The following is a 13,770-nucleotide window of genomic DNA, read 5'->3' on the forward strand; positions in this document are numbered from 1 at the left end:
CTCGCGCCGGCGCACGGTGGCCGGAGGCGGTGCGGTGGCGCCGCGCAAGCCAGCGACACCTGTCGCATCGCACGCGAACGGCGACATTTTGCCGGCGCGGTCGCCCCGGCGTGCCCCGGCGCCGCTAAAATGACCCGGATCCCATTCATCCAGCACATCGAGCCGCGCCGAGAGCGGCCGCGGAGGGTACGCACATGAATCAGCTGCAGGACATCCTCGATCAGGACCTCGATCCGGTCGAGACCCGCGAGTGGACCGACTCGGTCAAGGCTGTCATCGAGGCCGAGGGCACCGACCGCGCGCACTTCCTGCTCGAGCGCATGGTCGAGGAGACCCGGCGCGCCGGCGGCCATCTGCCGTTCGACCCGACCACCGAGTACATCAACACGATCCCGGCGCACCTGGAAGCCAAGTCGCCCGGCGACGCGGCGATGGAGTGGCGGATCCGCTCGATCATCCGCTGGAACGCGATGGCGATGGTCGTGCGCGCCAACCGCAAGCCCGGCGACCTCGGCGGCCACATCGCCAGCTTCGCATCGAGCGCGACGCTCTACGACGTCGGCTTCAACCACTTCTGGCGCGCGCCGAGCGCGGCCCATCCGGGCGACCTGATCTTTCACCAGGGCCATTCCAGCCCGGGCGTCTACGCGCGCTCGTTCCTCGAGGGCCGCGTCAGCGAGGAGCAGCTGGACCACTTCCGCATGGAGGTGGCCGGCCACGGCAAGGGCCTGTCCTCGTATCCGCACCCGTGGCTGATGCCCGAGTACTGGCAGGTACCGACGGTCTCGATGGGCCTGGGTCCGCTGCAGGCGATCTACCAGGCGCAGTTCTGGAAGTACCTCGAGCACCGCGGCCTGATCGCGCCGAGCGACCGCAAGGTCTGGTGCTTCATCGGCGACGGCGAATCGGACGAGCCCGAGTCGCTCGGCGCGATCTCGCTGGCCGGCCGCGAGGGCCTGGACAACCTGATCTTCGTCGTCAACTGCAACCTGCAGCGCCTCGACGGCCCGGTCCGCGGCAACGGCAAGATCATCCAGGAGCTCGAAGGCGTGTTCCGCGGCGCCGGCTGGAACGTGCTCAAGCTGATCTGGGGCAGCTACTGGGACCCGCTCCTGGCGCGCGACAAGAACGGCACGCTGCGCAAGCTGATGATGGAGACCGTCGACGGCGAGTACCAGAACTGCAAGGCCTTCGGCGGCGCGTACACGCGCGAGCACTTCTTCGGCAAGTATCCGGAGCTGCGCGAGATGGTCGCCAACCTGTCCGACGACGACATCTGGCGGCTCAACCGCGGCGGCCACGACCCGCACAAGGTCTACGCGGCCTACCACGAGGCCGTCAACACGACCGGCCGGCCGACCGTGATCCTGGCCAAGACCGTCAAGGGCTACGGCATGGGCGGCGCCGGCGAGTCGCAGAACATCACGCACCAGCAGAAGAAGATGGACGACGCGGCGATCCGCGCGTTCCGCGACCGCTTCAACATCCCGGTCTCCGACGCCGACCTGCCGAACGTGCCGTACTACCACCCCGGCAAGGACTCGCCGGAGGTGCAGTACCTGATCGAGCGGCGCATGGCGCTCGGCGGCTTCCTGCCGCAGCGGCGGCCGAAGTCCGAGACGCTGGCGACGCCGGAGCTGGCGCTGTTCGAGCCGCTGCTCAAGAGCAGCGGCGAGCGCGAGATCTCCACGACGATGGCCTTCGTGCGCGGCATCAACCTGCTGCTGCGCGACAAGGTGATCGGTCCGCGCATCGTGCCGATCGTCGCCGACGAGGCGCGCACGTTCGGCATGGAGGGCATGTTCCGCCAGATCGGCATCTACGCGCCGTTCGGCCAGAAGTACAAGCCGATGGACGCCGACCAGCTGATGTACTACCGCGAGGACGAGAGCGGCCAGGTGCTGCAGCAGGGCATCAGCGAGCCGGGCGCGATGTCCTCGTGGATCGCCGCCGCGACCAGCTACTCGGTCAGCAACGTGCCGATGCTGCCGTTCTACATCTACTACTCGATGTTCGGCTTCCAGCGCATCGGCGACCTGGCCTGGGCCGCCGGCGACATGCGCGCGCGCGGCTTCCTGATCGGCGGCACCGCCGGGCGCACCACGCTCAACGGCGAGGGCCTGCAGCACGAGGACGGCCATTCGCACCTGCTCGCCGGCGCGATCCCGAACTGCCGCAGCTACGATCCGACGTTCTCGTTCGAGGTCGCGGTGATCCTGCAGGACGGCGTGCGGCGCATGCTGACCGAGCAGGAGGACGCGTTCTACTACGTCACCGTGATGAACGAGAACTACGCGCATCCGGAGATGCCGCAGGGCGCCGAGGCCGGCATCATCAAGGGCATGTACCTGCTGCAGGACGGCGGCGCCGGCAAGAGCGGCGGCAAGGGCAAGAGCAAGGCCAGCAGCGTGCCGACCGTGCAGCTGCTCGGCTCCGGCACGATCCTGCGCGAGGTGCTGGCCGCGGCCGAGCTGCTCGAGAAGGAATTCGGCGTGGCCTCGGACGTGTGGTCGTGCCCGAGCTTCAACGAGCTGCGCCGCGACGGCTTCGAGGTCGAGCGCTGGAACCGCCTGCATCCGATGGACCAGACGCCGCGCCAGGCCTGGGTCACGCAATGCCTGGCCGACCGCGCCGGCCCGGTCGTGGCCGCGACCGACTACGTGCGCGGCTATGCCGACCAGATCCGCGCGTTCCTGCCCGACGGCAAGCGCTACGTCGTGCTCGGCACCGACGGCTACGGCCGCAGCGACTCGCGCGCGCATCTGCGCGGCTTCTTCGAGGTCGACCGCTACTGGATCGCCCACGCCGCGATCGCCGCGCTGGCCGCCGAGGGCCGGATGAATCCGGAGGACGTCGCGCGCGCGATCAAGCAGTGGAAGCTCGATCCGGACAAGCCGAATCCGGCCACGGTCTGAAGGCCGTGCGCGCATCCGGCCCGCTGCCGGAGCGCGCCGACGCCGGCGGCGGCACGCGATCGGTGCCGCCGCTGTGGCCGCAGCTGCTCGGTGCGGCAGCGCTGAGCGCCCTGCCGACGCACGTGCGCCGGCTGCACCAGGATGCGCGGCCGTGCCGGTATGCCGGCAGCGTCGTGGTCGAACGCGGCTGCGGGCGCGCGGCGCGGCTGGCCGCCGCCGTGCTGCGGCTGCCGCCGGCCGGCGCGCATGCGCTCCAGGTCGAGATCGCGGCCGACGCACGCGGCGAACGCTGGTCGCGCCGGTTCGGCGCGGTACCGGTGAGCTCGCGACTGGCCGTTCGCGACGGCCGTCTGATCGAGCGGATCGGCCTGGCGACGCTCGGCTTCCGGATCGCGGCCACGCCCGACGGACTGCATTGGCGCGCCGAGTCGCTGTCGATCGCCGGCATCGCGCTGCCGCGGCGCCGCTTCGACGTCGCGGCGCGCGAGTACGAGCGGGACGACCGCTACCATTTCGAGGTTGCGGTGCGGCTCGCGCCGTTCGGTCTGCTGATCGCCTATGCCGGCAGCCTCGATGTCGACTGATGCGGGTCCGGCCGCCGCGCAGCCGGCCGGGCCGGTGATCGTCTTCGACGGCGTCTGCCTGCTGTGCAGCCGCAGCGTCCGTTTCGTGCTGCGCCACGACCGCACCGGCCGCTTTCGCTTCGCGACGCAGCAGGGCGCGGCCGGCCAGGCGCTGCTGCGCCGCCACGGTCTGGACCCGGCCGATCCGCCGTCGTTCCTGCTGGTCGAGAACGGCCGCGGCTACGTCGAGAGCGACGCCGTGCTGCGCGTGCTGAGCGGCCTCGGCGGCATCGCGCGCCTCGGCCTGCTGCTGCGCGCGATACCGCGGCCGCTGCGCGATGCGGCCTATCGCCGGATCGCACGCAACCGGCTGCGCTGGTTCGGCCGCGCCGAGCAGTGCCTGCTGCCGACGCCCGAGACGCGGGCGCGCTTCCTGCCGTGAGGGTCCGATTGACGGCGGCCGACCGCTCGCCGACGATCGTCCGCTCGGGCCCGCCGTCCGTCGAGATCGCCCCCATGCCGAATCCGATTCGCCGCTACGCGTCGCTGTGCCTGGCCGGCGCGCTGTGCCTGGCCGCTGCCGTCGCGCAGAGCGCCACCCCGCCTGCCACGGCCGCCGCACCCGCCACCGAGGAGCCGACCATGACCCGACACGCCAGCGGTGCCTTCGACGTCAAGCTGAGCCCGCTGCCGGTCGAACCGCCGGACGCCGACGAACGGCGCGGCCGGATGGCGCTCGACAAGCGCTTCCACGGCGATCTCGATGCGACCGGGGTCGGCCAGATGCTGACCGCGACCGGCGCGGTCAAAGGCTCGGCCGGCTATGTCGCGATCGAACGCGTCAGCGGCACCCTGCACGGCCGCACAGGCAGTTTCATGCTGCAGCACAGCGGCACGATGACGCGCGGCGCGCCGTCGCTGAGCATCACCGTGGTGCCCGACTCGGGCGACGGCGAGCTGACCGGCATCGAAGGCCGCATGTCGATCACGATCAGCGACGGCGCGCACCGCTACGACTTCGAGTACCGGCTGCCCGAGTCGCGCTGACCGGCGCGGCGGCGCCGACCGCCCGCGCTCAGCACCGCGCGTCCAGCGCGGCCAGGAACGCGTCGCGCCAGGCCGCGATGTCGTGCCGGGCGAGATGGTCGAACATCGCCTGCCAGCGCGCGCGGCGCTCCTCCAGCGGCATCGCCAGCGCCTGCTCGATCGCATCGGCGGTATCGTCGACATCGTGCGGATTGACGATCAGCGCGCCGTCGAGCTCGTTGGCGGCGCCGGCGAAGCGCGACAGCACCAGCACGCCCGGATCGTCGGCCGACTGCGCCGCGACGAACTCCTTGGCGACCAGGTTCATGCCGTCGCGCAGCGGCGTGACCAGGCCGATCTGCGCGACGCGGTAGTAGCCGGCCAGCGTGGCCTGCTGGAAGCTGCGGTTGATGTAGCGGATCGGCACCCAGTCCGGCTCGGCGTACTGGCCGTTGGTCGCGCCGGCCATGCGCTCGAGCCGTTCGCGCAGCTCGCGGTATTCGGGCACGTCCTCGCGCGTCAGCGGCGCGATCTGCATCATCGAGACCTGGCGGCGCCGCTCGACGTGACGCTCCAGGAAGCGGCCGAACGCGTCGAAGCGCTCGGGCAGGCCCTTGGAATAGTCGAGCCGGTCCACGCCGATCGCCAGGGCGCGGCCCTGCAGGCTCGCGACCAGGCCGCGCGTGGCCGCATTGGTCGATCCGCTGGCCGCCAATCGCGCGATCAGCGCGGTATCGATGCTGATCGGAAACGCCTCGATGCGCAGCGAACGCCCGTTGCGCAGGCGCATGCCGCCATCCTCGGGCGTCGCGCCGCATTCGCGCTCGAAGTAGTCGCACAGCGCGTGGCGGTCGGCCGGCGTCTGCAGGCCGACCAGGTCGTAGTCGGCCAGCGACTCGATCAGATGGCGGTGCCCCGGCAGCATCGCCATCAGCTCGACCGCCGGCAACGGGATGTGCAGGAAGAAGCCGATCCGCGCGCCGATGCCGAGCGCGCGCAGTTCGCTGGCGAGCGGGATCAGGTGGTAGTCGTGGATCCAGACCGTGTCGTCGTCGCGCAGCAGGCCGGCCAGCTGCCCGGCGAAGCGCCGGTTGACGCGCAGATAGCCTTCCAGATTGCTGCGGCTGAACTCGACCAGGTTCGGCTGATAGTGGAACAGCGGCCACAGCGCGCGGTTCGCGTAGCCGAGGTAGTAGGCCTCGTAGTCGGCGCGGGTCAGATCGGTCAGCGCGAACGTGATCGGGCCCACGGTCTCCATGCGCGGCGCCTCGGCCGGCGCCGCCGCGATGCGGCCGCTCCAGCCGAACCACAGGCCGCCGCGCTGCGACAGCGCGGCCTGCATCGCGCCGGCCAGCCCGCCGGCGCGCAGCTCGCGCGGTACGGCGACGCGGTTGGAGACGACGACCAGGCGTCCCATCAGCGCGCCTCCCTCGTGGCGACCGGCGGCCGGGTCTTCACAGCAGTTCCTCCCAGCTGCGCGACAGCCGCATCGCGGCGTTGATCAGGCCGACCAGCGAATAGGTCTGCGGGAAGTTGCCCCACAGCTCGCCGGTCTGCGGCGCGATGTCCTCCGACAGCAGGCCCAGACCGTTGCGCTGCGCGAGCAGGGTCTCGAACAAGGCGCGCGCCTCCTCGCGGCGGCCGATCGCGGCCAGCGCGTCGACGTACCAGAAGCTGCAGATCGTGAAGCTGGTTTCCGGCGTGCCGAAGTCGTCGGGCGTCAGGTAGCGGAACACGTGCGGACCGCGCGCGAGGCCGGTGCCGATCGCCTCGACGGTCGCGACGTAGCGCGGATCGGCCGCGTCGACGAAGCCGAGCTCGGCCAGCAGCAGCAGGCTGGCGTCGAGGCCGTCGCCGTCGAAGACGTCGACGAAATGCCCGGCCTCGGGATGCACCGCGCGCTGGAGGATCGTCGCGCGCATCGCGTCGGCGCGCGCCGCCCAGTGCGCGGCGCGCGCGTCGAGCCCGAGCTGGCGCGCGATCCGCGCCAGCCGCTCGCAGCCGGCCCAGCAGGTGACGCTGGAATAGGTGTGCACCGAGGCGCGGCCGCGAAATTCCCAGAGCCCGGCGTCGGGCTGGTCGTACAGCCGCCACGCCGCATCGCCGGCCGGTTCGAGCCGTGCGAACGCGGCGGCGTCGCCGCTCGCGACCAGGCGGCGGTCGAAGAACAGCTGCGTGGCCGCCAGCACGACGCTGCCGTGCACGTCGTGCTGCACCTGGCGCCAGGCGTCGTTGCCGATGCGCACCGGCCCCATGCCGCGATAGCCGGCCAGGTGCGTCGCCTCGCGTTCGTGCAGCTCGCGCTCGAAGTGGATGCCGTAGACCGGCGCCAGATCGGGCTGGCCGGCGGCCAGGTTGAACAGATAGCGCAGGTACTCCTCCATGCTCCGCGTCGCGCCGAGCCGGTTCAGCGCGCGCACGACGAAGGCCGCGTCGCGCAGCCAGCAGTAGCGGTAGTCCCAGTTGCGCACGGTGTGCGCGGCCTCCGGAATCGAGGTGGTCATCGCCGCGACGATCGCGCCGGTGCCCTCGTACTGGCACAGCTTCAGCGTGATCGCCGCGCGGATCACCGCATCCTGCCACTCGGCCGGGATCGACAGATAGCGCACCCACTCGTGCCAGTAGGTCAGCGTCGCCTCCTCGGCCTCGCGCGCGAATCGGGCCGGCGACTCGGCCAGCGTCTCGTCGGGACCGAGCACCACGTGCATCGGCCGGTCGAGCAGGAACGGCAGCTCCTCGGCCAGCATCGGCAGCGGCACGTCGCTGGTCGCGCGCAGCACGAGACCGTCGAGCGCGAAGCGGACGTGATTGGAACCGAACGTGCGCTCCGGCACATGCGCGCCGTAGCCGGCCAGCGGGCGCAGCCGCAGCCGGATCCGCGGCGCGCCGGCCAGCGGGCGCAGCGTGCGCACCAGGCTCATCGGATGGAAGACGCGCCCGTGCAGCTTGTAGCGCGGCGCGAAGTCGGTGATCTCGACGACCGCGCCGTCGGCAGCGTGCAGCCGCGTGCGCAGCACCGCGCTGTTGTCCAGATAGTGCCGCTCGACCGAGACCTGATCGTCGAGCACCACGTCGAAGTAGCCGGCGTCGCCGCCGCGCGGCGAGAGCAGGCTGCAGAACACCGGATCGCCGTCGAAGCTCGGCAGACAGGACCAGACGATGCGTCCCTGCGCATCGATCAGCGCACTGACGCTGCCGTTGCCGATGATGCCGAGGTCGAGATCGTGCTGCGGTTCGGTCATGCGTCGTGTCGTTCGTCCGGTTCTGTCCAGTTCAAGCCCGCTCGCCGCCACCGGCGCCGTCGAGGCCGGCGGCCTCGGCCAGCCAGCGCCGCACCGCCGGCGGATCGTCCAGCGCATGGTTTGCCGCGCTCGGCCGCCGTGCGCCGACCACGACGCTGACGCCGCCGAGCGCGTTGACGCGATGGAACGCATGCTCGTCGGTCAGGTCGTCGCCGATCATCCACGGCACGCGTCCTGAAAACGGCACCTCGCGCATCAGCCGCGCCACCGCCGTGCCCTTGTCGTTGCCGGCCGGGCGCAGCTCGACCACGCACAGGCCATGCTGCAAGGTGAAGCCTGAACCGGCGATGCGCGCCCAGCGTTCGGCGAGCATGCGCACCGCGTCCGCAGCCCGCGGGGCCTGCCGGTAGTGCACGGCCAGTGCGTCGTGCTTGTCCTCGACGAGTACGCCCGGCCAGGCCGGCACGAACGCGGCCAGCTCGGCGCGGACCGGCTCGAGCGCGGCGGCCGCCGCCGCGGCCGGCTGCTCGAGTCCGCCGTCCGGGGTGCGCAGCTGCGCGCCGTGCAGGCCGGCGGCGGCGAAATCGAGCCGCCCCGAGACCTGATCGATTTCGGCCAGCGGCCGCCCGCTGACCAGGGCCAGCGCGCCGCCGAGCCGTGCGTGCAGGCGTGCCAGCGCCTCGCGCAGACCGGTCGCGACGACCACGTCCTGCGGCCGTTCGGCGATGTCGAGCAGGGTGCCGTCCAGATCGAGGAACAGCGCCGCGGCATCGGTCAGCGGCGGCGGCGGCGGCAGCAGGCGCGGCGACGGCGAGGTCATCGCGCCACCGCCTGCCGCGCATCGCCGGCCCCGCGCACGCGCTGCGCGCAGCCCTCGAGCACCGCGCCCCAGTCGTCCTCGTCGCCGAAGATCTGCCAGCGTTCGTCCGGAAGGCCGGCGAAGGCGGAGCGGTAGCGCGGCGTCTCGCGGCCCGCGCCGGATGCATCGCGGATCAGGATCGCGCAGATCTGCGCCGGATGGTCGCGCGCGATCGCGCCGTAGATCTCCGGGTCGGCCTCGCTGGCATCGCCGACCAGCGCGAAATCGCGATGCGGGAAATCGGCGATCAGCCGCGCGATCGCGGCGCGCTTGCGCGCCTGGGCGCTGGCCTCGCGCGGAATCAGCGTGCGCCAGGCGGTCGCCTCGCGCAGATGCACGCTGCCCTCGGGAAAGCCGGCCTCCTCGAGAAACGCGAGCAGCGGCGCCAGCAGCTGGATCGGACTCGACGACACGTAGTGGAAGCGCACGCCGTCGGCGGCGGCCAATGCGCGATAGCGCGCCGCCATGCCCGGCACCGCCGCGAACGGCCGCACGAAGGTGTTGAGCAGCAGCGTGCGCCGGTCGGCGACGCCCGAGTCCTTGATCGTGTCGTCGATGTCCGAGACCACCGACAGGCCCTCGGCCGGCACGTACAGCGCACGCCCTTCGAAGCGCCGCGCATCGCCGGGCGGCAGGTCCACCGAAAAGCCGATCCATTGCGCGCCCGGAGCGCGGCCGGCGGCAGCCATCGTCACGCGCGCGTCGCTGCGGCCGCCGCGCCGCGTGCGCGGCAGCTCGACGCGGCTGCCGTCGGCCAGGTGCAGCGCGATCCGCTTGCGGTTCTCCGAGTCGACCAGGAACAACCGCGTGCGCTGCTCGAAACGCTCGCGCTCCTCGGCGCTGGCGGCGGCGCGGTCGAAGCCGAGATAGCGCGCGAACGCCGAGGCCAGCCGCGGACGTTCCTCGCGCTCGTAGATCCAGGCATGCACGTCGAGCTCGATCCGGTCCGTGCCGAGCGCGCGCGCGGTACCGGGCACGAACAGCACCTGCTCGTCGGCCGCCAGTTCGCGCGCCGACAGCGTGCCGCTGCCGACCCAGGCCGCGAACACGCCGGCCAGCACGCGCCGGAGCCGGCCGGCGGCACGCCCGCGAGCCTCAGCCCCGGCCATCGGCCAATACCTCCTCCAGCACGTGCCGCGCCGCGTCGGGCCGGCGCAGCGCCTCGCAGCGCGCGCGCAGGCGCGCGCCGAGTTCGGGCTCGCGCAGCAGGCGACCGATGCGGTACTCGAGCGCGGCGGCGTCGAGCGCCAGCAGCGCGGCACCCTGCTCGAGCAGATGATGGGCGTTGCGCAGCTCCTGCCCCGGAATCGGCGCGATCAGCACCATCGGCAGGCCCATCGCCAGGCATTCGCTGACGCTGAGTCCGCCCGGCTTGGTGACGGCGACGTCGGCGCAGGCCATCAGCTCGTCGACGGCCGGGGTGTAGCCGATCGCGTGCAGCCGCTGCGGATGCGCCGCGGCCAGACGCCGGTATTCGGCGAGCAGGTCGGCATTGCGTCCGGCCAGCGCGACGATCTGCAGATCGCCGCCGATCGCGATCAGGCGCTCGACCATCGCCGCGCCGCTGGCGATGCCGGCGCCGCCGGTCATGACCAGGGCGGTCGTGCGCGCCGGATCGAGGCCGTGGCGCTGCGCGCAGGCCGCGCGCGCGTGCGGCTGCGCGAACGCCGGCATCACCGGAATGCCGGTCACCGCGATCCGCGGCGCATCGGGCAGCAGGCCGCGCAGCCGGCAGGCGGTCTCGTCGGCGGCGACCAGATAGCCGCGCAGGCCGGGCTGCACCCAGAGCCGGTGCACGTCGTAATCGGTGATCTGGACCCAGACCGGCGGCAGCGCTTCGCCGTGCGCGATGCGCCGCGCCAGCAGCTCGGCCGGCAGGAAGTGCGTGCAGACGATCGCATCGGGCGCCTGCGCACGGATATGGGCGTGCAGTGCGCGCGTGTTGAGGCGCTCCACGGCACGGCGCATCCGCGCGAACCAGCCCTGGTGCGGCGCATGGTCGCTGAGATCGTAGAGGTAGGCCCACAGATGCGGATGGCGGCCGACCAGATCGAGATAGAACTCGCCGTAGAGCCGCCGGAACGCGCCGGGCACGAAATCGAGCACGTCGGCGTGGACCACCTCGACCTCGCCCGATGCCTGCCCGGCTGCGACCAGCGCCTGCGCGGCGCGTACGTGGCCGGCGCCGGCCGACACGCTGAGCGCGAGGATCCGCCTCATGCGGCGGTGCCTCGCCGCGCGGCCGCGGCGGCGGGTACGGCGGCCGGCGCGCTCATCCGCCGGCCAGCCGATAGGGGCCGCCGCGCTCGAGCGCGCGCCGGTAGGCCGGCCGCTCGTGGATGCGCCGCAGCCAGTCCCAGAGCCGCGGCCGGCCGGCGTCGAGGCCGGCGCGCGCGGCGGCCGCCTCGACCGGAAAGCTCATCTGGATGTCGGCCGCGCTGAAGTCGGCGCCGGCAAACCAGTCGCGTCCGCTCAGCTCGCTTTCCAGGTAATCGAGCTGCCGCGCGATCTGCGGGTCGGCCAGCCGCCGCTGCAGCGTCGCGGCGATGCGGCGCGCGACCGGCCGCGCGAAGAACGCCATCGGCGCGGTCGCCAGCCGCGCGAAGATCAGCTTGAGCAGCAGCGGCGGCATCGCCGACCCTTCGGCGAAATGCAGCCAGTACGTGCAGCGCAGACGCTCCGGCGAATCGGGCGCCGGCAGCAGGCGGCCGCCGCCGTAGCGGCCGGCCAGGTACTCGACGATCGCCCCGGACTCGGCCAGCGTCAGCTCGCCGTCGACGAGGACCGGCGACTTGCCGAGCGGATGGATGCGGCGCAGCGCCGGCGGCGCCTGCAGCGTGGCCGGATCGCGTGCGTAGCGGACGATCTCGTAGTCCTGGCCGAGCTCCTCGAGCAGCCAGAGAATGCGCTGCGAGCGCGAATGCTCCAGGTGGTGAACGGTGATCACGGTCCGTCTCCGGCGCCGGCGGCGGCCGGCATCGGTCCCGATGCTGCCCGCTCGCGGCGGTCATTTCCAGATGACGCCGATCAAGACCGCTGCGCGCCGGCCCGGCCAGACTGGCCTCGCAGCGCGGGCGGCGGCGCCCGGCCCTGCTTGATCCGGACCGAACCAGCCGCATCTTTTGCGCATTCGCGCCCGCCGGCGCGCCCTCTTCCGATGTCAGGTATCGACCCATGCGTATGGACAAACTCACCTCGCGCTTCCAGCAGGCCCTGGCCGATGCCCAGAGCCTGGCGGTCGGCCGCGACCACCAGATGCTCGAGCCGGCCCACGTCATGGCCGCGCTGCTCGACCAGCAGGGCGGATCGACCGCGCCGCTGCTCGCGCAGGCCGGCGTCAACGTCGGCGCGCTGCGCGCGCGCATCGGCCAGGCGCTCGACGCGCTGCCAAAGGTGGCCGGCCAGGAAGGCAGCATCAGCGTCGGCAATGATCTGGGCCGTCTGCTGAACCTCACCGACAAGCTGGCCCAGCAGCGCGGCGACCAGTTCATCGCCAGCGAGCTGTTCGTGCTCGCCGCGCTCGACGACAAGGGCGCGGTCGGCAGCGCGCTGAAGGCGGCCGGCGCGACCAAGGCCGGCCTCGAAGCCGCGATCGAGAAGATCCGCGGCGGCGAGAAGGTCGATTCGGAGAATGCCGAGGAAACGCGTCAGGCGCTCGAGAAGTACTGCGTCGACCTGACCGCGCGTTCGGAGTCGGGCAAGCTCGATCCGGTGATCGGCCGCGACGAGGAGATCCGGCGCGTGATCCAGGTGCTGCAGCGCCGCACCAAGAACAACCCGGTGCTGATCGGCGAGCCCGGCGTCGGCAAGACCGCGATCGTCGAGGGCCTGGCCCAACGCATCGTCAACCACGAGGTGCCCGAGGGCTTGCGCGACAAGCGCGTGCTGTCGCTGGACATGGGCGCGCTGATCGCCGGCGCGAAGTTCCGCGGCGAGTTCGAGGAACGCCTCAAGGGCGTGCTCAACGACCTGTCCAAGCAGGAAGGCCGCGTGATCCTGTTCATCGACGAGCTGCATACGATGGTCGGCGCCGGCAAGGCCGAGGGCGCGATGGACGCCGGCAACATGCTCAAGCCCGCGCTCGCGCGCGGCGAGCTGCACTGCATCGGCGCGACCACGCTCGACGAGTACCGCAAGTACATCGAGAAGGACGCTGCGCTGGAGCGCCGCTTCCAGAAGGTGTTCGTCGGCGAGCCGAGCGTCGAGGACACGATTGCGATCCTGCGCGGCCTCAAGGAGAAGTACGCCGTGCACCACGGCGTCGAGATCACCGACCCGGCGATCGTCGCGGCGGCCACGCTGTCGCACCGCTACATCCCGGACCGCCAGCTGCCGGACAAGGCGATCGACCTGATGGACGAGGCGGCCAGCCGCATCCGCATGGAGATCGACTCCAAGCCCGAAGAGCTCGACCGCAAGGAGCGGCGCCTGATCCAGCTCAAGATCCAGCGCGAGGCGCTCAAGAAGGAGAAGGACGCCGAGTCGCGGCAGCGCCTGGCCGACCTCGAGACCGAGATCGCCGGGCTCGAACGCGAGTACTCGGACCTCGAGGAGGTCTGGAAGTCCGAGAAGGCCGCGGTCGCCGGCACCAAGTCGATCAAGGAGGAGATCGAGCAGGCGCGCATCGCGCTGGAGGCGGCGATGCGCCAGGGCGACTACGCGAAGGTCTCGGAGATCCAGTACGGGCGCATTCCGCAGCTCGAGAAGCGGCTGGCCGAGGCGCAGCAGGCCGAGACCACCGGCTTCAAGCTGCTGCAGGACCGCGTGACCGCCGAGGAGATCGCCGAGGTCGTCAGCCGCTGGACCGGCATTCCGGTCAGCAAGATGCTCGAGGGCGAGCGCGACAAGCTGCTGCGCATGGAGGACGAGCTGCACAAGCGCGTGGTCGGCCAGGACGAGGCGGTCAAGGCCGTCTCCGACGCGATCCGCCGCTCGCGCGCGGGCCTGTCCGATCCGAACCGGCCGAACGGCTCGTTCCTGTTCCTCGGCCCGACCGGCGTCGGCAAGACCGAGCTGTGCAAGGCGCTGGCCGAGTTCCTGTTCGACTCCGGCGAGGCGATGGTGCGCATCGACATGAGCGAGTTCATGGAGAAGCACTCGGTCAGCCGTCTGATCGGCGCGCCGCCCGGCTACGTCGGCTACGACGAGGGCGGCTATCTGACCGA

General features: G+C 71.9%; 11 protein-coding genes. 5 read left to right on the plus strand and 6 right to left on the minus strand.

Features of this window, described 5'->3' with window-relative positions; genetic code table 11:
• Positions 1–194 precede the first annotated feature (194 nt).
• The 4 genes from aceE to VMR06_RS03070 all read left to right on the plus strand — a co-directional run bounded on the left by aceE (position 195) and on the right by VMR06_RS03070 (position 4,525).
• On the plus strand, positions 195–2,915 hold the full coding sequence (gene aceE / locus VMR06_RS03055) for a pyruvate dehydrogenase (acetyl-transferring), homodimeric type (protein WP_325372857.1): 2,721 nt from the start codon (positions 195–197) through the stop codon (positions 2,913–2,915).
• A 5-nt stretch (positions 2,916–2,920) separates the two neighbouring features.
• Positions 2,921–3,499 (plus strand): DUF4166 domain-containing protein, encoded by a 579-nt coding sequence (locus VMR06_RS03060; protein ID WP_325372859.1) that lies wholly within the window; start codon positions 2,921–2,923, stop codon positions 3,497–3,499.
• Entirely contained in the window at positions 3,489–3,920 is a 432-nt protein-coding gene (locus tag VMR06_RS03065) for a thiol-disulfide oxidoreductase DCC family protein (protein WP_325372861.1), read from the plus strand. Before VMR06_RS03060 ends, VMR06_RS03065 begins: the two co-directional genes overlap by 11 nt.
• A 74-nt stretch (positions 3,921–3,994) precedes the next feature.
• Positions 3,995–4,525, plus strand: coding sequence for a DUF3224 domain-containing protein (locus VMR06_RS03070; RefSeq protein WP_325372862.1), 531 nt, complete (start codon positions 3,995–3,997; stop codon positions 4,523–4,525).
• Between the two features lie 28 nt (positions 4,526–4,553).
• On the opposite strand, the gene VMR06_RS03075 is transcribed toward VMR06_RS03070, so the two are convergent.
• The 6 genes from VMR06_RS03075 to VMR06_RS03100 are packed head-to-tail and all read right to left on the minus strand — an operon-like array spanning position 4,554 to position 11,552.
• Positions 4,554–5,921 carry an alpha,alpha-trehalose-phosphate synthase (UDP-forming) gene (locus VMR06_RS03075; RefSeq protein WP_325372864.1) on the minus strand — a complete coding sequence of 456 codons (1,368 nt, stop codon included), beginning with the start codon at positions 5,919–5,921 and terminating at the stop codon, positions 4,554–4,556.
• Between the two features lie 37 nt (positions 5,922–5,958).
• Complete coding sequence (locus VMR06_RS03080; RefSeq protein WP_325372866.1) at positions 5,959–7,746, minus strand: glycoside hydrolase family 15 protein; 1,788 nt, start codon at positions 7,744–7,746, stop codon at positions 5,959–5,961.
• A gap of 31 nt (positions 7,747–7,777) precedes the next feature.
• A complete protein-coding gene (gene otsB / locus VMR06_RS03085; protein ID WP_325372868.1) occupies positions 7,778–8,566 on the minus strand; it encodes a trehalose-phosphatase in 789 nt (262 codons plus the stop codon).
• Positions 8,563–9,714 (minus strand): App1 family protein, encoded by a 1,152-nt coding sequence (locus VMR06_RS03090; protein ID WP_325372870.1) that lies wholly within the window; start codon positions 9,712–9,714, stop codon positions 8,563–8,565. Before VMR06_RS03090 ends, otsB begins: the two co-directional genes overlap by 4 nt.
• Entirely contained in the window at positions 9,701–10,825 is a 1,125-nt protein-coding gene (locus VMR06_RS03095; protein WP_325372872.1) for an MGDG synthase family glycosyltransferase, read from the minus strand. Before VMR06_RS03095 ends, VMR06_RS03090 begins: the two co-directional genes overlap by 14 nt.
• A 52-nt stretch (positions 10,826–10,877) precedes the next feature.
• The gene (locus VMR06_RS03100; protein WP_325372874.1) at positions 10,878–11,552 is read right to left on the minus strand and encodes a glutathione S-transferase; all 675 of its coding nucleotides are present in this window, start codon (positions 11,550–11,552) and stop codon (positions 10,878–10,880) included.
• A 227-nt stretch (positions 11,553–11,779) separates the two neighbouring features.
• Here VMR06_RS03100 and VMR06_RS03105 point away from each other — a divergent pair.
• Positions 11,780–13,770: AAA family ATPase (locus tag VMR06_RS03105; RefSeq protein WP_325372875.1), on the plus strand; the 1,991-nt coding region annotated here is incomplete at its 3' end.

Origin of the sequence: Dokdonella sp., from assembly GCF_035511235.1 — a bacterium.
Lineage (GTDB): Bacteria > Pseudomonadota > Gammaproteobacteria > Xanthomonadales > Rhodanobacteraceae > Dokdonella.

What these genes read in the sequence shown, in the direction of transcription:
- VMR06_RS03070 (WP_325372862.1), top strand. Translation starts at nt 3,995, where the DNA reads ATGCCGAATCCGATTCGCCGCTACGCGTCGCTGTGCCTGGCCGGCGCG.
- otsB (WP_325372868.1), bottom strand. Translation starts at nt 8,566, where the DNA reads ATGACCTCGCCGTCGCCGCGCCTGCTGCCGCCGCCGCCGCCGCTGACC.
- VMR06_RS03095 (WP_325372872.1), bottom strand. Translation starts at nt 10,825, where the DNA reads ATGAGGCGGATCCTCGCGCTCAGCGTGTCGGCCGGCGCCGGCCACGTA.
- VMR06_RS03065 (WP_325372861.1), top strand. Translation starts at nt 3,489, where the DNA reads ATGTCGACTGATGCGGGTCCGGCCGCCGCGCAGCCGGCCGGGCCGGTG.
- aceE (WP_325372857.1), top strand. Translation starts at nt 195, where the DNA reads ATGAATCAGCTGCAGGACATCCTCGATCAGGACCTCGATCCGGTCGAG.
- VMR06_RS03080 (WP_325372866.1), bottom strand. Translation starts at nt 7,746, where the DNA reads ATGACCGAACCGCAGCACGATCTCGACCTCGGCATCATCGGCAACGGC.
- VMR06_RS03075 (WP_325372864.1), bottom strand. Translation starts at nt 5,921, where the DNA reads ATGGGACGCCTGGTCGTCGTCTCCAACCGCGTCGCCGTACCGCGCGAG.
- VMR06_RS03090 (WP_325372870.1), bottom strand. Translation starts at nt 9,714, where the DNA reads ATGGCCGGGGCTGAGGCTCGCGGGCGTGCCGCCGGCCGGCTCCGGCGC.